16 protein-coding genes and 1 pseudogene are annotated in these 20343 nt (G+C 41.3%); 9 read left to right on the forward strand and 8 right to left on the reverse strand.

All coding sequences use genetic code 11. The annotated features are described in order from the left end of the window. Positions 1–100 precede the first annotated feature (100 nt). Entirely contained in the window at positions 101–1087 is a 987-nt protein-coding gene (locus tag BM386_RS19710) for an alpha-E domain-containing protein (RefSeq protein WP_091697375.1), read from the reverse strand. 187 nt (positions 1088–1274) lie between these two features. Further along, complete coding sequence (locus BM386_RS19715; RefSeq protein WP_091697376.1) at positions 1275–2699, reverse strand: circularly permuted type 2 ATP-grasp protein; 1425 nt, start codon at positions 2697–2699, stop codon at positions 1275–1277. Between the two features lie 262 nt (positions 2700–2961). Between BM386_RS19715 and BM386_RS19720 the strand changes: the two genes are divergently transcribed. Beyond that, positions 2962–3867 (forward strand): YitT family protein, encoded by a 906-nt coding sequence (locus BM386_RS19720; RefSeq protein WP_091697378.1) that lies wholly within the window; start codon positions 2962–2964, stop codon positions 3865–3867. An 84-nt stretch (positions 3868–3951) separates the two neighbouring features. On the opposite strand, the gene BM386_RS24155 is transcribed toward BM386_RS19720, so the two are convergent. The 3 genes from BM386_RS24155 to BM386_RS19735 all read right to left on the reverse strand — a co-directional run bounded on the left by BM386_RS24155 (position 3952) and on the right by BM386_RS19735 (position 7392). Next, the gene (locus BM386_RS24155; RefSeq protein WP_211482934.1) at positions 3952–4329 is read right to left on the reverse strand and encodes a four helix bundle protein; all 378 of its coding nucleotides are present in this window, start codon (positions 4327–4329) and stop codon (positions 3952–3954) included. Between the two features lie 272 nt (positions 4330–4601). Continuing rightward, positions 4602–6662, reverse strand: coding sequence for a methionine--tRNA ligase (gene metG, locus BM386_RS19730; RefSeq protein WP_091697379.1), 2061 nt, complete (start codon positions 6660–6662; stop codon positions 4602–4604). Positions 6663–6759: 97 nt separating this feature from the next. Then, positions 6760–7392: a TetR/AcrR family transcriptional regulator gene (locus BM386_RS19735; protein WP_091697381.1), complete on the reverse strand. Its 633-nt coding sequence runs from the start codon at positions 7390–7392 to the stop codon at positions 6760–6762. Positions 7393–7808: 416 nt separating this feature from the next. Here BM386_RS19735 and BM386_RS24055 point away from each other — a divergent pair. The 8 genes and pseudogenes from BM386_RS24055 (at position 7809) to BM386_RS19780 (ending at position 14996) form a co-directional block, all read left to right on the forward strand. After that, a pseudogene (locus BM386_RS24055) lies at positions 7809–8044 on the forward strand (addiction module antidote protein). Positions 8045–8289: 245 nt separating this feature from the next. Then, positions 8290–8550, forward strand: coding sequence for a DUF4160 domain-containing protein (locus BM386_RS19750; protein WP_091697384.1), 261 nt, complete (start codon positions 8290–8292; stop codon positions 8548–8550). Positions 8551–8562: 12 nt separating this feature from the next. Next, the gene (locus BM386_RS19755; protein WP_091697386.1) at positions 8563–8823 is read left to right on the forward strand and encodes a DUF2442 domain-containing protein; all 261 of its coding nucleotides are present in this window, start codon (positions 8563–8565) and stop codon (positions 8821–8823) included. Positions 8824–9192: 369 nt separating this feature from the next. Then, a complete protein-coding gene (ligA, locus tag BM386_RS19760) occupies positions 9193–11643 on the forward strand; it encodes an NAD-dependent DNA ligase LigA (RefSeq protein WP_091697388.1) in 2451 nt (816 codons plus the stop codon). A 149-nt stretch (positions 11644–11792) separates the two neighbouring features. Then, positions 11793–12656: a 4-hydroxy-tetrahydrodipicolinate synthase gene (gene dapA / locus BM386_RS19765; RefSeq protein ID WP_091697389.1), complete on the forward strand. Its 864-nt coding sequence runs from the start codon at positions 11793–11795 to the stop codon at positions 12654–12656. 2 nt (positions 12657–12658) lie between these two features. Continuing rightward, positions 12659–13969, forward strand: a complete 1311-nt coding sequence (gene xseA / locus BM386_RS19770) for an exodeoxyribonuclease VII large subunit (protein ID WP_091697391.1) — start codon at positions 12659–12661, stop codon at positions 13967–13969. Then, positions 13966–14154: an exodeoxyribonuclease VII small subunit gene (xseB, locus tag BM386_RS19775; protein WP_086543450.1), complete on the forward strand. Its 189-nt coding sequence runs from the start codon at positions 13966–13968 to the stop codon at positions 14152–14154. Before xseA ends, xseB begins: the two co-directional genes overlap by 4 nt. 188 nt (positions 14155–14342) lie before the next feature. After that, a complete protein-coding gene (locus BM386_RS19780) occupies positions 14343–14996 on the forward strand; it encodes a hypothetical protein (RefSeq protein ID WP_244545578.1) in 654 nt (217 codons plus the stop codon). A 78-nt stretch (positions 14997–15074) separates the two neighbouring features. Here BM386_RS19780 and BM386_RS19785 read toward each other — a convergent pair whose 3' ends face one another. From BM386_RS19785 to BM386_RS19795, 3 genes are all read right to left on the reverse strand, one after another. Next, positions 15075–15575 carry a UpxY family transcription antiterminator gene (locus tag BM386_RS19785; protein ID WP_091697395.1) on the reverse strand — a complete coding sequence of 167 codons (501 nt, stop codon included), beginning with the start codon at positions 15573–15575 and terminating at the stop codon, positions 15075–15077. A gap of 136 nt (positions 15576–15711) precedes the next feature. After that, positions 15712–19116, reverse strand: a complete 3405-nt coding sequence (locus BM386_RS19790; RefSeq protein ID WP_091697396.1) for an efflux RND transporter permease subunit — start codon at positions 19114–19116, stop codon at positions 15712–15714. A gap of 4 nt (positions 19117–19120) precedes the next feature. Further along, positions 19121–20251, reverse strand: a complete 1131-nt coding sequence (locus BM386_RS19795; protein WP_091697398.1) for an efflux RND transporter periplasmic adaptor subunit — start codon at positions 20249–20251, stop codon at positions 19121–19123. Between the last annotated feature and the right edge of the window lie 92 nt (positions 20252–20343).

Genomic DNA, 20343 nt, shown 5'->3' on the forward strand with positions numbered 1-20343 from the left:
ATTTAATAGGTTAATGAACAAAAGATAGGTTTAATAATCAAAAAACCCAGGCGTTTTGCCTGGGCTTTTTTTGTTAATCGTCAAATTCTCAAATTGTAACTTAATTCTGCGTTTGGCTTTGTGTTTGAACCGATTGATTATCTCTAATAGTAAAGAAATTGGAGTCAATAAGATTGGAAATACCATTGATTTTCAATTGAAGGTTATCCAAGTATTCATGCAAGCCAAATCCGATAATCTCGCCTACTTCCGCAAATTCTAACTTTGAACGAAGCTCTCCCATTGCTTTTTCTGCTGAATTCATATATCCGCCTCCCAAGTTTCCAGAAATATTGTGAAGGCATTTCTCTGCTTCTTTGAGGCAATAATATATTGATCTTGGAAAATACTTATTCAGTACCAAAAACTCCACAACATTCGAAGACTCTATGTTTCCATACAATCGTCGGTAGGTATTGAATGCTGTCACTGATTTAAGTAATGCCATCCAATGAAGAAAATCAAGCGGAGTTCCCACTTGCTGGTCAGAAGGAAGTAGAATATGATACTTCACATCCAAAATCCTGGAAGTTTTATCCGCTCGCTCTAAGTATTGGCCAAGTTGTCTGAAGTACCAGCCTTCCACTCTAGCAACACTACTGTCGGCAATCCCATAAATCAATAGAATCTGATTTTTCACTTTCTCGAAAAACGGTCTTGGATCTTCTTTTTTCCACACCTTCTTTTCCAAGCCATCCTGCATCATATAATAAAGCTCATTGGCTTTTTCCCAAGTCTCTTTGTTTAGATTCTCACGAATTATACGCGCATTCTCTCTGGCATTTTTGATGGTAGAAAGCATGGAATTGGGATTTTCGGCATCAAAACCTAAAAAGAACAACACTTGATTTCTTTCATAACCTTTGCATTTCTTCTCATAAAGATCCAAATCTCCTGTAGCAGCAATCAATGGGTGCCATTGTTCTTTAAGATCTACAGGCAGATCCTGCATGAGATTGAAATTCACATCAATGAACCGCGCATAATTCTCCGCACGCTCCAGATATCTTCCCAACCAATAAATACTATTTGCTACTCTACTAAGCATGTTATTTCAATTTTTTAATATGTATATCCGCAATTGCACCAGTAAAAGGTAAAAAGCGACTTAAAGTATGGTAAACACTAGCATTGCTGGTACTTCGGTCACCCGTCATCGGTCTTTCGAGCTATCGGGACGACCTGATAAGCAAAGCATTTCTTGCGAATGGCATCATAGCGGAATTTTAGATTTTTTAATATAAAACCCAAGTATCCTTACTTCCTCCACCCTGAGAGCTATTCACTACCAGTGACCCTTTTTTCAGCGCCACTCGGGTCAATGCGCCAGGAATCACTTCTATTTCCTCTCCATACAAAATATATGGCCTCAAATCCACGTGTCTTCCACTGATTCCTTCATCTGTTAACGTCGGTACGGTGGAAAGTGACAAAGTTGGCTGTGCTATGTAGTTTGAAGGATTGTTTTTCACAAGCTCTCTAAATTTAGCGTGCTCCTCTTCTGTTGCTTTTGGGCCAATAAGCATCCCATAGCCACCTGCAGCATTGGTTTCTTTCACGACCAGCTCTTCAATATGATCTAAGACATACTTTCTATCTTCTTCTTCTCTACAGAGATAAGTAGGTACATTATTAAGAATCGGTTCTTCATTGAGATAGTATTTGATGATTTTTGGGACGTAAGCATAGACCGCTTTATCATCTGCCACACCTGTTCCTGGTGCATTTGCCATTGCAATATTCCCAGCTTTATACGCTTCGAAAAGCCCCGGAACTCCAAGCATTGACTCTGGATTGAAAGTCTCAGGATCTAAAAATGTATCGTCTATTCTGCGATAAAGTACATCGATCTGTTGCAAGCCTTTTGTAGTCTGCATATAGACTTTCTTATTCTCTACAATCAAATCTACCCCATTCACCAGCTCAACACCCATTTGTAAAGCTAGGTATGAATGCTCGTAATAGGCAGAGTTATAAATCCCAGGAGTCAAAACTCCTACCACAGGCTTTGGTTTATCCGAAAGATTCTGAAGCATTCTCAGAAGTTTTGTCGGATAATTTGAAACCGGCATCACACCTTTCTGATTGAAAATATCCGGATACACTCGTTTGATGATTTCTCGGCTTTCCAACATATAGGACACTCCTGAAGGACACCGAAGGTTATCCTCCAAAATGTAATATTCCCCATCTTTAGCCTTCACCAAATCAGTTCCAGTAATATGACACCATATACCTTTTGGCGGCGTGAGACCAATGCACGGCTCCAGATAGTCCTTACTTTTCAAAATCAGTTCCGAAGGCACAATTCCATCTTTAAGGATATTGCGCTCATTATAAATGTCCTGAAGGAAAAGATTAAGGGAGTGTGTCCTTTGCTTTAGACCAGCCTCAAGTTTTTGCCATTCTGAATTGGGAATAATCCTGGGAATAATATCCAGATGAAGAATTTTCTCCATTCCCTGATTATCATGATAGACGTTGAAAGTCATCCCCATCGATCGCTGCGTCTGATTAGCAGAATGCTGCAGATGATTCATCTTTCTAGAACTTGTCTTTTTCAGATGATGATAAAATTCATTGTAATGTTCTCTGATTTTCCCGTCCCCAGAGATCATCTCATCGTAGTGCTCCCCTGCGTTGTATCCTTCGGTCTTCATAAGTTTATCTAAAATAAAACAAGCTTCAAAAAGATAGATTAAAAACAGTAATTGTCAAAAAAAATATGAAAATAGGTTGATATTTTTACCTAAAACCAAAATTTTTGCACAAATCATTAGAAATACAATACAATAATTAGCAATCTATCAATTCCACTATTACGGATTTTTAAAATTTCTTCCCACATAAGTTAAGTAAATATTCTTGCGTTGGAAGAATTAATAAACCGAACAGTTGGTTAAAAAACTCTATTTTCGAGCCATGGTAAAGAGACTTTTAAAAATTCAGGATAACGCCTTAGTGAAACGAATCACGATTTGGAGACAAATCAAAGATGGTATTTTCATAGCCATAGGTGTTGTGATGGCGAGCATAGGGTTGAAAGGATTTTTATTACCAAATGGGTTTTTCGATGGCGGAGCAATGGGTATGTCCCTGCTATTGGAAATGCTCACCCCAGTCAATCTTTCTGTGCTGATCATTTTGGTCAATTTGCCTTTCATTTTACTTGGGGCAAAGCAGGTTTCAGTACCATTTGCCATCAAGAGTACGATAGCCATTTTTGGTTTAGCATTTTTGGTGCACTACATAGAAGTCCCAGCCATCACTGCCGACAAATTATTGATTGCGGTTTTTGGAGGGTTCTTTTTAGGATCCGGGATTGGTTTTGCGATCAGAGGCGGTGCGGTGATCGATGGCACCGAAGTACTGGCTATTTCTGTGAGTAGAAAATCCAGCTTGACTGTAGGCGATTTTATTACCGTATTCAACGTCTGTTTATTTATCGTAGCAGCGATTTTCGTTGATCTGGAAACAGCAATGTATTCCATGCTGACCTACTTTTCCGCTTCTAAAACAGTCGATTTCATCATCAATGGCGTGGAAGAATACCTAGGGGTGATGATCATGTCTCCTCACAACGAAGACATTAAACAGATGATTTCCTTTGATCTCGGACGTGGCGTGACTGTATTGAAATCGGATGGAGGATATGGAGATAAAGCCAACCAACTTCCTGATCGTAAAGTGTTATTCTGCGTAATCACCCGATTGGAAGTCACCAAGATGCTGGTTGAAATCAATAAAATCGACCCCAAAGCCTTCGTTATCCAATACCCTATCAAGGATACGAAGGGCGGAATGATTAAGAAGAGACCGTTGCATTAGAATGTTCAATTGTCAATTTTCAAATATCAATAATCAAGGGTTGGCTCACTTGATCATAGAAACTTGAATTTGAACATTGATAATTTACGTGATCATATTTTTCTTCGTGTTGAAAATAATCTTGCCAAAAATGGCGCAAAGTTCTTCTGATTCCTTCAATAGTAGAGTGCGGAGGATCGCATCACCAAATTCGGAGTATGTCATTATTTTAAGCGTCGATCTCAATTCTTTTAATTCCTTTAATACTATCCCATTTTTGTGGACAAAGTCCTTTTTGCTTTCGGCTCCTTGGGCTTCTCCATAATTAAGACAAGAGCCTGTTGCGGATCTGATTAACTGATTCCTCAGATGAGTTTCAGCAAAAGTATCTCCAAGAGAATTACAAAATATGTATATACGCTTTTCTGCCAGTAAGGAGGCTAAAGCAATATAGCATATGTTAAACTTTAGAATTGAGGCCACTTCGGTCTTCGGTCATCGGTCTTCTGACCAGGTGAGCGAAGAAATATTGGTTACTGGCATCATTCCGTATATCCATGTTACAAAATTTTATTACCTCACCTGCAAAACGCACCAAGCGTTCTTCTAAATCATAATTCTTATCCATAAAAATTCATTAAAAAAGCCCAATCGAATATAATCCAATTGAGCCAATTTTTGAGTTTTAATGATCAAAGTTCAAGAAACGGATTCCCGCATTTGATCATTGAAACTTGAATTTGAACATTGATAATTTAAGAAATTCCCGATCCACTTGCAGTGGCTTCATGCGGCACCATCAGCTTCAGTTTACCATCTTTATCTTCGGCCATTAGGATCATGCCTTCAGAGTCGATGCCCATCATCTTACGTGCAGCAAGGTTAATAAGCATAGTCACTTGCTTGCCAACCAAAAACTCTGGTTCGAAATGTTCTGCTACACCACTTAGGACAGTTCTTTCTCCCAAACCTATATCAACTTTCAGTTTAAGCAGTTTCTTAGACTTTGGCATTTTCTCTGCTTCCAAAATAGTCACCACCCGCATATCCAGTTTCGCAAAATCATCATAGGTAATAATCTCCTTCATTGGCGTCACTGGTGCATTTTCTGCTTCATTCATCTTCTTGGCATCTAATAGTTTTTGTACTTGTTTTTCTACAGTTACATCTTCGATCTTCTCGAAAAGCAACCCCATCTCCCCCAGTGAGGTTCCTGCATTCAGAATTTCACCCTGACCAGCTTCAGACCAATCTATCTTTTCTATTCCAAAAAGATCTACCAGTTTTCCGGCAGTGAATGGCAAAAACGGTTCTGATACAATCGCCAAATTTGCAGCAATATTCAAAGCAATATTGAGGATTGTTGCAGTGCGAGTCTCATCCGTTTTAATGACTTTCCAAGGCTCGGTATCGGCAAGGTATTTATTGCCCAAGCGAGCCAAATCCATCACAATTCCAAGCGCCTCACGGAAGCGATATCTCTCAATTGATGCAGCAATTTTCTCAGGAAATTCAGCCAAAGCGTCTAATACTTCCTGATCATAACCAGTCAATTCGCCTCGCTGAGGGATGATTCCCTGATAGTATTTATGCGTCAAAACCACGGCACGATTCACGAAATTACCGTAAATGGCCACAAGTTCTGAGTTATTTCTTGTCTGGAAATCCTTCCAGGTAAAATCATTATCCTTAGTCTCAGGGGCGTTGGCAGTAAGCACATAGCGAAGCACATCCTGCATGCCAGGGAATTCTTCCAAATACTCGTGAAGCCATACAGCCCAGTTTCTTGAGGTAGAAATCTTATCTCCTTCCAGGTTCAAAAACTCATTTGCTGGCACATTATCCGGAAGAATGTACTCACCGTGGGTTTTAAGAATCGCAGGGAAAATAATGCAGTGGAAAACGATATTATCCTTTCCGATAAAATGCACCAACTTGGTATCTTGATCTTTCCAATAGGGCTCCCAATCAATTCCTTTTTCTGCCGCCCACTCCTTTGTCGAAGAGATATATCCTATAGGCGCATCAAACCACACGTAAAGTACTTTGCCTTCCGCATCCTGTAAAGGAACCTTGATGCCCCAGTCCAGATCCCGGGTCATGGATCTAGCTTGCAGACCTTCCCCAGCTTCCAGCCAGGAGCGGCACTGTCCTAGCACATTGTTTTTCCAATCCTCTGCATGGTCTTCGAGAATCCATTTTTTCAGAAAACTCTGATACCTAGCCAAGTCTAAAAACCAATGCTTAGTTTCTTTCAATACTGGCGTTCTGCCGCTGAGTTTTGACTTAGGATTGATAAGTTCAGTTGGGCTGAGCGAGCTGCCACATTTTTCACATTGATCTCCATAGGCATTTGGGTTTCCACATTTCGGGCACGTACCTTCAATATACCGATCCGCCAAAAACTGATTGGCTTCCTCGTCGTAATATTGTTCGGTACTTTGCTCTAGAAACTCACCTTTTTCATACAAATCCTTAAAAAATCCCTGAGCAGTTTCATGATGTATAGTCGCAGAAGTACGGGAATAATGATCAAAGCTGATCCCGAATTCCTGAAAACTACCCTTCATGATCTCATGGTAATGATCCACCACTTCCTGCGGAGTTTTTCCTTCTTTTTTTGCTTTGATAGTAATCGCTACACCATGCTCATCTGAGCCACATATGTAGGCTACGTCCTTACCTAGGCTACGCAAATAGCGCACATATATATCTGAAGGAATGTAGCATCCAGCCAAGTGACCTATGTGAAGTGGGCCGTTAGCATATGGAAGCGCAGAAGTGATTGTATATCTTTTGAAATTGGTATTGCTCATGATCAATCTAAAATTCGAAATAATAAACCCTGCATTGAAATATAAAATTCGATGCAGGATCAGGGCGCAAAGATAGGGAAATCAGGCAAAGCAAGCCTTAGGCATTCGCAAATTCATTGCGGGCTTCCTCTGTCAAAATGCCATTGTATATAATAGTAATTGCCTGATCATAGATATCGGCAGGCGGAACTTTCATTCCTTTTTGAAGAGTCTCTGGAAACTGTCCTATGAATTTGGGATCCATAAGAGATTTTACAGCTGCCGCATAAAGCATCACCACCAAACTTACATTTACGGATGGATTGACCAAGCCTTCTTTTATCCCCTGATCCAATAATTGTTTGAAACGAGTATAGGCAGATTCATTGATATATTGCTCTAACCCCTCCCAGATTTCCGGAGCATGCTCCCGCAAGTCTTCGAAAAGCTCTGGGTTAATTGGCCCAAGCAAGGAAGCCATCACAGTTAAAGTAGATTTGAGTTTTAGCGGAAAGGAAATATATCGATTCTCCACAATCGCCTCCAATTTGGCCGTGAGCTTGGTTTTGGTCACCTCAAAAGAAGCCGCCAGCAATTCAAACTTGCCCGGAAAATACTTGTAAAGTGTTTTTTTGCTCATCCCCAGCAACTGCGAGATATCATCCATAGTCGTATGACGATAGCCCTTCTCTAGAAAAAGTTTGTACGCAGCATCTAGAATCTTGCTTTCTATATTGGCTTTATTGGGCATTGGGAAGTGGGGATAAACAGAATGCAAAGATTTAAAATAATGAGAGGATAAACAATTAGAATAATTGGAGTGGAATCCCAGTATTTGGTTTGGCTCGCGGCGACGCAGCGGCGTAGCAGATTAACATTTCAAGAATTTTCTAACCTTGAAGGATTGGGCAAAAAAAGTCTCCTGCTAAGGCACCATATGAAATGGCATCTTCTCAAGAAATTATTCAAACATCAAAACATGAAATCGAGCATGACTAAAAAGTCACACACTGGCATGATTATAAACGCTGCGAGATTCCATATGGCCTTTAAAAATCAAATCATAATCATATGAAAGAAGGAAATTGATTATTTTGTAATCTTGTTGAAAATGACAATATGGACACTTCAAAATTTGACATAGCTGATTATTTGGACAGTAAAGAAATGATAGCCGAATATCTTAATACTGCTTTAGAAGAAGGCGATAATGCTGATGTGATAAATGCGATTGGCCATGTAGCAAAGGCAATCGGAATGACAAAATAGCTGAAGAAACAGGGCTTAGTAGGCCAAGTCTTTACAAAGCACTTTCAGAAGGTGCCAAAACTCAATTCTCTACCGTAGTGAAAGTCTTAAAAGCATTAGGTGGGCAACTTCAGGTTAATCCTGTTTCGAGTTAAACTTGTTTCACGCGGCGAAGCAAAGGTGCAGCGATTTGAGGTATTAATTTGAATTCGAAAGCTTATGGGATTTGGAGGGATGACGACCTGCAGAGAGGAATTGCTGAGGTTCGAAGATTAAAGAAAATACTCATAAATAAACGATTCATTTTGACGAAATTCTTATTTTAGATTCAGCTAACAGCTAAATCAATGTTCAAATCGGAATGCCCTAGGCTATAAAAACGAATAAATCCTCCTAACCAATGCCGGAAATAAGCAGGTTCTATGGAATTATCATCAGGATGTTTTATAACGATCATAATCCTCCGCACTTTCATGTGATATACCAAGACGATGAAGCTCTAGTTGATATTAAGACTTTAGAAATATTGGAAGGTCACCTGCCAAAAAGAGCAAAAACATTGGCCATTGAATGGGCAATTGAGCACCGGGATGAATTGATGAATAATTGGCAAAAAGCTACTGATCGTGAACCATTGGACAAAATTGAACCTTTAGATTAAAACAGTATAGCCATGATAAGTATAACCAACTACCGCTTAAAAGGAGACAAAAAGATCCACTTCAACTTCAGTGATGGCTCTGAAAAAACTATTGATTTTGATTCTTTTATAGGAAATGACGATTTAAGTAAACCACTTTCTGATCATGCCTTTTTTCAAAAAGTCAGCCTGTATGAAAATGGCAGGGGGATTTACTGGCCAAATGATTTTGATTTTTGCCCAGATTTTTTGCATCAATATGAAGCAGATGAGAAATTGGTGGTGAATAAATAACACTTCATCACTTAATATTTCAATTATGGTTCTACCCTTAAGTTAGTGGAAAACATAGATCCCTGTATGTATAAAAATACTATTCCGATAAAGGAGTTCAAGGATTAAATCGCGGTTACTCCATTTGAGATTATTTCTGTTGATCTGACTAATTTGGCCATATCCTCATCAAATTCGTGGTAGAACCTTTTTTTAAACTACATCCTTTTTAATAAATATTTTTTAGGCAGCAACTCCTAAGCCTTTCTTTGCTTCACTTTGCAACTTTGCTGTAAATTCTAAATTCTCTTCCTTCCTTTCTTCTTTATCTCTGTGACTTTGCGGTAAGTATCTATTATTTTTACAAGCCCTAATTTTTCTACAAAGCCCATGAATCCACAGGAAGCCGAAAAGCGAATTGCCCAACTGAGCCAGGAAATAAACCACCACAACAACCTGTATTATCAGGAAAGTAATCCTGAGATCTCTGACTTTGAGTTCGATAAGCTTTTGGAGGAACTGATTGCTTTAGAAACCAGCTTCCCTGATTTACTCGACCCTGACAGCCCAAGCCAGCGTGTAGGCGGCACAATCACTAAGGAGTTTCAAACCGTGGAGCATAGCACTAAAATGCTTTCCCTGGGAAACACCTATTCAGTAGAAGAGCTGATCGCCTTCGATGAGCGCGTAGTCAAAGGCCTTGGTCATACCAATTTCGAGTACTTCTGCGAAATGAAATTCGATGGTGTGGCCATCTCCCTGGTCTATGAAAATGGCCGATTGGTCCGAGCTGTCACCCGAGGCGATGGGTATCGGGGCGATGACGTCACTGAGAATGTAAGAACGATCCGAAACATCCCTCTTTACATCAAAGGAGACAACATTCCTGCAAATTTCGAAGTACGGGGAGAAATATTTTTGCCCCTAAAAGAATTCTTAAAAATCAACGCTGAGCGAGAAGAAGCAGGAGCTGCACTTCTGGCAAATCCCCGAAATGCAGCTTCTGGAACACTGAAAATGCAGGATTCCTCGGTAGTCGCTAAGCGTAGATTGAATTGCTATTTTTATCAATTACTCGGAGATGACATCGGTGTTCAAACTCATTCAGAAGCTATTTCACTGATAGAAAAATGGGGATTCAATGTCTCCCAAACGTATAGAAAAGTTGAAAACATTCAGGAGGTAATCCAATATATAGAGGACTGGAAAGAAAAGCGTTTTTCACTTCCGGTCGATACTGACGGAGTGGTTTTAAAGGTCAATAATTACGATCAACGCGAGGAACTGGGCTTTACCGCTAAGAATCCCCGATGGGCGATTGCGTATAAATACAAAGCAGAAAGCGCTGAAACCGAGCTCCTGTCTGTGACTTATCAAGTTGGGCGAACTGGCGCGATCACCCCAGTTGCGAACCTCTCTCCAGTGAGTTTGGCTGGCACCACGGTGAAACGCGCTTCTCTTCACAATGCAAATGAAATTGAGCGCTTGGATATGCATGAGGGTGATTTTGTCTTCGTGGAAAAAGGGGGAGAAATCATTCCCAAAATCACTGCAGTTAATCCCGAAAGAAGAAATACGGAAGCAAAACCTATTGCCTACATCACCCATTGTCCAGAATGTGGAACCGAACTAGAGCGCAAAGAATCTGAAGCCAAGCACTACTGTCCAAATGCGGAAACCTGCCCACCGCAGGTGCTGGGAAGAATAGAACATTTTGTATCCAAGAGAGCGATGGACATCGACTCCATGGGCACGGAGCGGATCAGAGCACTCATCGATCAAGGCTTCATTACTGATCCAGCAGATATTTATGAGTTGGAAAGTAGAAAAGAGGAATTGCTTGGTCTAGAGATGTCTCAAGATCAATACGAGACCGAAGGAGATGGTATTCTTTATATCACTTTAGAAAAGGCTTTATTTGCTTTAACCGAGCAAATTTCCTTCAAGCAGATTCATGATTTCTTGATCGAGAAGGCTGCACTGCCTTTAGCAGAAACACTTCGTGCTTTTCAGGAGCAAATCAGAAAATGGAAGAAAAAAGTACCCTCCAATACGGCAATGATTGATTACCTGATTTCGAATCTCAAAGATCACAACCTTCCCAAACTCGAAGATTACGTCCCAGTAGCTGTAGTTCTGGATCTTTTTCTAAGCAGAAAAGTGGATTTCCAACAGGTGCTGGAGGTCAGTAAAAAGGAAGGAACCGTTCACGGTATTTTGCTTAAGCTCAACCCAGACCTCAACCAAGAGTTAACAGATCGAATCAAAAAACTCAAAGCCAACACCTTCCAAGATGGTGTCATCAAAAACATGATGGAAGGAATTGCCGCTTCAAAAAACCAACCCTTCGAAAAAGTGCTATTCGCATTAGGCATAAGAAATATTGGAGAGAACACTGCCCAACTACTTGCCAGACATTTTGGAACCATAGCAAAACTAGAGGCGGCTACTTCAGAACAATTACTTGATATCAATGGCGTGGGCGAAACATTGGTACATTCTATTCATGACTTTTTTGCTCAGCCAAAAAACAAAGAGATCATCGCGAGACTGAAAGGCTTCGGACTGAAATTCGAAGTGGACGAATCTGAGTCCAGACAACTTGGTAATTCCCTGGAAGGAAAGCGGATTTTGGCCAGTGGCAAACTGTTGCATTTCAAACGGGACGAGATCAAAGATGCTGTCATCGCTCATGGTGGACAATACATCTCTTCTGTTTCCAAAAATCTGGATTTTATCATCGAAGGTGAAGACATGGGTCCTAGCAAAAAGGAAAAGGCACAAAAGCTCGGCGTTCCAATGATTTCAGAAGAGGAATTTTTGAAGATTATAGGCGGGTAGGGCTTTCGGTAATCTGTGCCAGTCTCAGTGGCGATCTCCAAAAACTGCGACTGGTAACTGTGACTGAATTCTGGAAACCCCTTTTTTTCCAAAAACAGAATGTCAATTCCTATCATCCCATTATCTTTAGCCTCCCAAACCTTATAACAATGCAGCAACTTAAAGGAACCGGCGTAGCCCTTGTCACCCCATTTCATGATGATTACTCTATTGATTTCGAAGGCCTAAAACGTCTTATCGATCATGTAATCGACGGTGGAGTGGATTATTTGGTGGTTTTGGGGACTACTGGAGAAACAGTAACTCTTTCATCTGCTGAGAAAAAACAAGTGTTAACTGCATGTTTGGAATATAATGCGGGACGTGTGCCGGTAGTTTACGGTATGGGAGGAAACAATACCATGTCCGTTTTAAGTGATATTGCAAACACAGATTTCTCAGGTATCACTGCTATTCTTTCAGTAAGTCCATACTATAATAAGCCTACCCAAGCTGGGATAATTGCTCATTACAAAGCGATTGCCGATGCATGTCCAGTGCCGGTAATTCTTTACAATATTCCGGGCAGAACTATGTCTAATATCACTGCAGAAACTACCTTGAGCCTTGCTGAACATTCTAATATTATCGGAATGAAAGAGGCAAGTGGAAACTTAGAACAGTGCATGCAGATCGCTGCGAAAATGCCGAAAGATTTCTTGCTGGTTTCTGGTGATGACTTGATGACCAAAGCTTTGTATAGCATTGGTGGATCGGGAATTATCTCTGTGATGGCAAATGCACTTCCTGCTACATTCAAAGCCTTGTGCCATGGCTCAGAAGAAGAAAGTCTGCAAGCGGCATTCTCCCTATTGCCTATGAACGGCCTAATGTATGAAGAAAGCAATCCTGTAGGGATCAAAAACTTGCTTTGCCACATGGGAATCTGTGATGACCAAGTGAGACTTCCTATGCTTCGTGCCAGCCTAACGCTGAACCAAAAGATCAAAGCTGAATTCCAAAAACTGAAGTAAGCATGCAAAATGCCAGGTCCATATCCGAACTCAACCGGCTGATCCAACAGGCCTTGGAGACGGAATTAGATCCGGTGATTTGGGTGATTGGTGAAATTGCAGATTTCCGTCAAGCACCTCAAGGTCATGCCTATTTTGAACTGGTAGAAAAGCAGGGAAATCAGGTTCAGGCTAAGATTAAAGCCAATCTTTGGTCATTTGCCTACAGAGCTGTAGCAGCAAGATTTGAATCCATCACAGGATCCAGCATCAAAAACGGCATGAAAGTACTCGCACAGGTAGCTGTCAATTTTCATCCAGTCTATGGCCTAAGCATCAATGTAAAGGATATCGATCCCTCTTTTTCATTAGGGGAAAGAGCGAGAATTCGCCAGGAAACCATAGATAGACTGACGACAGAAGGCATAATTAGGCTAAATGCCAGACATCTACTTCCAGCAGTCATACAGAAAATCGCAATTATCAGTAGTCCAACTGCGGCCGGATACGGTGACTTTGTCAATCAATTGGAAAATAACGCCTACGGGTACCAAGTTTATCACAAGCTATTTCCTTCAGCAATGCAGGGAAATGAAGCAGTAGCATCCTTGACCAGAAGTTTGGAAGAAATAGATGCTGTAAAAGAGGAATTGGGAGTAGAAGCCGTGGTGTTAATACGCGGCGGTGGTGCCCAATTGGACTTGGATTGCTTTGATGATTATAGACTTGCTGCCAAAATAGCCAATTTTCCTTTGCCAGTTCTCACGGGAATCGGACATGAGCGGGATGAGAGCATTGCAGATTTAGTAGCACACACCAAACTCAAAACTCCGACGGCAGTTGCTGAATTTTTACTATCTGGTTTTCGGGAGTTTGAAGAAAATCTTGGCTTGGCTATGCTTCGACTAGATCGGGCTACCCGTCAAAAACTAAGTGAAGAGCAAACTAGGATACATCAAATAGCCCATCAAGTCAAAGCACTATCAGAAAGTCGCCTCAAACTGGAAGCTGAGAAATTAAATTCCTCCATCAACAGAATTCGGATTTCTGGCAAAAACATCTTGCAGATTCAGGAAAATGCCTTGGATTCTCTTGAGAAAAATTTGAAACGAGGATTGGATAGCTTTTTGCAAAAGCAAAGTCAAAATCTAGACTCAAAGGAATCATTACTTCGCCAGCTGAATCCAACAGCTATTTTAGCCAGAGGCTACACACGAACAGAAATAAACGGAAAGCCAATTAATACTGCAAAAATCCAACTTGGAGATGAATTGCAGACGCATACTTCCAAGCAAAAAATCAGTAGCACAATTACACAAATTGAGGAAAAATGAGCGAACTAAAGTACAATGAAGCGATGAGCCGATTGGAGACAATATTGGCCGAACTAGAAGAAGGAAAGAAGAGTGTTGACGAACTTTCTGAATTGGTAAAGGAAGCTGCTGAGCTAGTAAAATCTTGTAGAAGCAAGTTGAAAACCACAGAAGAAGACATTAAAAAAGCATTCGAAGGGGCTTAAAATAATTTTCATTCTATACTTTTTTTGGCTTTTCTCTGTTTTAAATATAATTCCATACAGGGGATTGGCATATTTGTTGCCAAATTTGCAATCAAGTCCTACCCTAAGGTCATTTTACTTATATAGGATCTATTATTATGTCAACTCTCTTCAAACTCTCTACCCTTCTTTTTTTTATTTACGCAAGCATGAATCTGTCTGCTCAAAGTTTCTATAAAGAGAAGCAATCACGAGATAATATTGTCAGTATAGGAATCGGACCCTCCTTCGCCTATTTAGATAATGGAGGACAATATCGAGCGATAAATTTTGAAATAAAGCCATCCATCTCTGCTTCCCTGACCAAAAGACTAACGGATAGATTTGAAATTAGGGCGACAGCTGGGGCGCAGTGGATCTCTAGTGGTGGCGACCCAAGCACTCAAGTTACAAACATGTGGGCGGCTAACAATGCTTCATTTACAGCGGTTGGATCTGCTTACTATTTTGACATCATGCCGAGTATGTATGTAGTACCTTTTGGAAATCACATGAATAGAAGTTTGTTCAATTTTTACATCGGACTAGGACTTGGAGTGATGCATGCAAGCACCGATCAAACCAAATCCTTCAGCGAGGACGAGATACCTACCCAAGAAAAAATCACCACTGGTTATATCCCAATTAGAGGTGGAATTAGCTATACTCTTGGGCCATTTTCTGACATCGCGCTAGAAGGTACCATGCTCGCCACTTTCACAGATAATCTAGACGGAAATGTAGGTTTCAATAAATTTGGAGACCATTTAGTACAAGGACAAATCGTCTATAGAAGATATTTTTTCTCTCAGTTCAAAGACTGATTTCACACCACTCAGCGGATTAATAATCTTACTACAGCTTTCTAATTTTAAGCTTTAGTTGGGATCATACTAAAAGTATTAACTGATTACTTCTAAGAATTTCCTCGGAACTGAGATTAGCAGGTTTTGGTAGATTCCTGGAATTCTGATCATAAAGTAATCCTGATTCCCCTTTTCTATTACCTCACCGGTCATATGCTGAAGCGGCCCACCGATTACCTTTACTTTTTCCCCAGGATCTATAGTAGATCCATCTGATTCCACACTCACTCCCGTTTCCACTACACGTTTGATGATTTCCAAATCCTCTTCACGTACAGTCGCATGCTGCCCTGAAAAATGCACAAACTTAACTGCGCCGGGAACCTGCAAGCATTCCCAAAGTTGATTTCTACGGGTTTTCACAAAAACATACCCATTAAACATCGCCCGCTTCACTTTCTTTTTTCGATCTGACCACTGACGAAGCTCCTCTATCATAGGCAAGTAAACTTCAAAACCCTTCTCTATCAATCGATCCGCTACCTTCTTCTCTGATCGCGAAGTTGTGTACATCACAAACCACTTTAATTCTTCCATTGTACTCGTATAATTTCGGGATGGCGAACTTACAAATTCCGTGCTTTAAAGAGAAGATTCGCCTGTATTAATACAAAAAACCTCCGAGACATTGCCCCGGAGGTTTTAACAAAAAAAACCACCAACCTTAATCCAATCAAGATTTTAATTTGCTGATTCTCAAAGAGAGTTTATCTGCCAATAAATACATGACTGGTACGATGATTAACGTAAGGAAGGTAGCAAAGGTTAACCCAAATATTACTGTCCAGGCCATAGGTCCCCAGAACGCGGCATTGTCACCTCCTACATAGAATTGCGGGTCAAACGAACTCAGTAAAGACCCGAAATTAATATTCATCCCGATCGCCAAAGGGATCAATCCAAGTACCGTGGTGATAGCTGTAAGTAACACAGGGCGTAATCTGGTCTTACCTGACTCCACGATACTGGAGATGAGTAACGAGAATTCTAATCGCTCCTTAGGCCCTAGTCCCAGCTCTTCTCTTTTCCGCTCACGAACAAGATTAGTATAATCTATCAGTACAATCGCATTATTCACTACCACACCAGCAAGGGAGATGATGCCTATTCCTGTCATAATCACCACAAAATCCATATTGAAAATCACCAGTCCCAAGAATACACCGATCGTACTCAAGACTACTGATGCCATGATAATAAATGGAGTGGTCACAGAGTTAAATTGAGCTACAATAATCAGGAAAATCAAGGCTACAGCTATCCCCAATGCACCCATTAGGAAGTCCATAGATTTCTGCTGCTCCTCCTGCTCACCGGTATATTTCACCGAGATGCCATCAGGCACTTCCCATGATTGCAAGGCCTGCTGGATTTTGGCATTGACTTCGGTGGGGTTGAACCCGTCCAGTACATTCGAGTAAACCGTGATTGCCTTCTCCAGATCCTTTCTTTTCACCGAACCGTAAGTCGAGCCATACTGCACATCGGCAACAGCAGAAATCGGCACTTCGCGCTTCGTACCAAATTTATCCCGAAAACCTATTTTCTTGTTTACCAAGGTATTGATATCGTATCTGAATCCTTCTTTCAATCTCAACTGAATCGGATAGTCGTCCTCCCCTTCTTTATACTTAGAAACTTCCAAACCAAAAAGCGCCGTCCTCAGATCAGTGGCAATCTCTGAGGTAGAAAGTCCAAATCTTCTGGCTTTCTCTCTGTCTATATCCAAAATCACCTCAGGATTACCCAGAGAAAGGTCTGACTTCAACTCTTCAATTCCTGCAATATTTTGATTGACCAGATACTCGCGGGTTTTGTTGGTAAAGGCGATCAGCTGCTCATAGTCTTCCCCAACAAATTCCAGATTGACAGCCCTGCCAGTAGGTGGGCCGTTTCGCTGCTTATCCACGGTGATCAAGACGCCAGGGTACTTCTCTACCAGTTGGCGGATTTCTTCCATAGCCCCATTGGTATTAATGCCTTGCCTGTCGATGTAATCAACAAAACCAATAGTGATTTTTGCTTTATGGGGAGTTGGCTGATTGCTTGGCCCCTCCAAAGGATCTCCCGTGCCTTCGCCCACTTGAGTAATGACCGATTCTAGGATGTTTTTATAATCATCCAGAGCTACCATCAGCTCATCTTCCATTCCATCCACAAATTCATTGGTTGCTTCTATGTCTGTTCCTATCGGAAATTCTATAAATACGTTCACCAATTGAGGCTGATTGTCTGGGAAGAACAGTACTTTAGGTGCTCTTACGCCAAGTAAAACCAGAGATAAGAATAAAAGCAAAACTGTGCCCCCAACAAAGAAGTATGGTCTTTTGTCACTAAGTGCATATTTCAAAATGGACTCATATCTATTCTCAAGATTGACCAAAAAGACAGTCTGAAACCAGCGGATAGCTTTTCGCAAAACAAAGGTATTGAAGAAAGTCAGGAGGCATGCCACCAACATCAATGTACCGAAAGCCGTCAATCCTACCAGATAAAAAATCGTGGAAAGAATCAGAAATACCCCAGCTATGATAATGGATTTTTGCTTTGGCTTATTTTTCGTCACATCCTCCACTTTCATGAACATCGCGGTCAACACAGGGTTGATCACCAAAGCCACAAAAAGTGAGGAAGAAAGTACGATGATGAGGGTAATCGGCAAGAATTTCATAAACTCCCCAACCGTATCCTGCCAGAAAGCCAGCGGAAGAAACGCCGCCAATGTAGTTGCCGTAGAGGTAATAATAGGCCAGGCTACCTCTCCCACACCTTCCTTGGCTGCCTGCACGGCATCTTTTCCCTCGGACATCAAGCGGTAAATATTCTCCACCACCACGATTCCGTTATCCACCAGCATACCCAATGCAAGAATCAGAGAGAAAAGCACCATCAGATTCAGCGTGATCCCAAATGCATTCAGTATCAAAAATGATATGAACATCGACAAGGGAATAGCAATACCTACAAAAAGGGCATTTCTGAATCCCAAGAAAAACATCAATACCAGCACTACGAGAATTACCCCAAAAATGATCGAGTTTTCCAAGTCACTTACCTGAAGTCTAGTAGCCTTGGACTGATCATTGGTGATGGAAATCTCCAGGTCAGGAGGGAAACGGTTAGCTTTCGTTTTGTCTATAATCTCCTTGATTTTGTCGGCTGCATTGAGCAGGTTTTCCCCGCTTCTTTTGACCACGTTAATGGTTACCACAGGGAGGTTTTTGCTGCGTGCGTAGCTGCTTCTCTCTTTGTAAGTATCTTTCACCTCAGCTACATCACGCAGATAGACAATTTTCTGATTATCAGTTTTTACGATGATATTGAGTAGATCCATAGGGTCGGAGAATTCACCGTCAACCCGCAGGGTACGTTGAAACTCCCCAGTACGAATATTACCTCCGGAAATAGTCACATTTTCTGTCTGTACCGCCTGGGCGATATCATTGAAAGTAACGCCGGTGGATTCCATTTTGTAAGGATCGGCATTGATCTGTATTTCCCGCTCTACTGTCCCAGCTAGATCAGCCTTCGATATTTCCGCTAGTTTTTCAATCTCATCCTCTAGGTATTCCCCGAATTTCTTCAGTTCTGCCTCCGAGTAATCCCCCGAAATATTCACATTCATTATCGGGAAATCGGAAGTATTTACCTCCAATACATTTGGGTCCTGATCCAAGTCCGTAGGCAGCTCGCTCTTGGATTTATCCACTGCATCTTTTACATCCTGTATTGCTTTGGATATCTCCACGCCGGGATTGAACTCTACTACAATGGATGAAAAATCCTGTACCGAGGTGGAAGTGATATCTTTCACATCATTGATAGACTTCAGCTCCTTCTCAATTGGCCTGGTGATGAGGTTCTCCATATCCACCGGAGAGTTGCCTGGATAGGGCGTTCCCACATATACTGTAGGAATGACAATTTCCGGAAAACTCTCCTTCGGCATATTACGGTAAGCACTCAGACCTAAAACAGTGATGATCAGGGTGAGTATTACCACAGAAGTAGAATTGTCCACAGACATGCTGGACAATCCAAATTCCCGTGTTTTTTGTTGCTTTTGAATTTCTGACATCTTTTTACTGCTGAGCTATATTCACGTTGAAATTATCCCCTACCTCACGGAATCCCTTATCTACCAAAGTTTCTGTACCTGTAAGACCTTCCAGTATTTCCGTTTGCCTCTCAAATGTCTTCCCCCTGGTAACGTAAGTCTTCTTTGCCTTACCTTCTACCACAGCAAAGACATAATCGCCTCTGTTGTCACTTAAAATCAAATGACTAGGTATGGTAACAGCTTCTGGGTTTTCGTAATCCTGAATCTTCAATACTGAGATCATATTAGGCTTAACCATGGGAAGGTTTGGTAAAAACACCTCTACTTTGAACGTTCTGTTGTCAGGATTGATTATCGCTCCCACTGAAGATACTCGTGTACTCAGATCCTTATTGATTGATGGGAAATTCACATTTACCGAATCGCCTTTTTCCAAGACTCCTACATAACTCTCAGAAATATCCGCTTCTATAAACAGGTCACTTTCTCCTACAAACTGGAACATGGACATGCCTGGCTGAACCAACTCGCCTAACCTTACTTCCACAGATTCAATAGTGCCTGAAAACGGTGCTCTAACTATGGTTTTATCCAAATTGGTGCGGGCAGAGGCAAGATTTCTCTCCAGGCCTTCCTTTCTGTTTTTAGCTTCTAAATACTGCACTTCTGTGCCGATCTGCTGATTCCAAAGACGCTCCTGCTTCTCAAAAAGTGTAGTAGCCAGATCTAGGGAATTCTGAAGTTCATCGATGCTGTTCTGAATGGACTCTGCGTCCAATCTAGCCATGACAGCACCCTTAGGCACTACCTGCCCCTCATTGACCGGAATCTCCAAAATCCTTCCCACGGTCTCTGAACTTATGATCACATTTTTCTTAGAAAGCACAGAACCAGTCACTTCCACATAGTGCTCAAACTCCCCCTTCTGGGCTTTCACGGTGGTGATCAAAAGAGACTTCTGATTCTGCTTGGCAAACTCTGGATCAAGCTGCACCAGCTCCGCCTCAAGCTCGGTGATTTGGGTATTTATTTCCTGCGATTCAGCTTTAAGCTTTTCCAACTCAGCTTTTTTGGCCTCCACACTATCGTCAGTGGCACAGGCAGCTGCAAATACAAGAACTGCGAGGGGTAAAAATTTATAGATTGCTTTCATAGTATTTCGTGTCATTTTTGAGCTAATAAAATCTCTAGTTGTACAATCATCCCAGTTTGAGACGGTTTCCTTGGACTAGATTTCGAGGTAGT

This window comes from Algoriphagus locisalis (genome assembly GCF_900116615.1).
GTDB lineage: Bacteria > Bacteroidota > Bacteroidia > Cytophagales > Cyclobacteriaceae > Algoriphagus > Algoriphagus locisalis.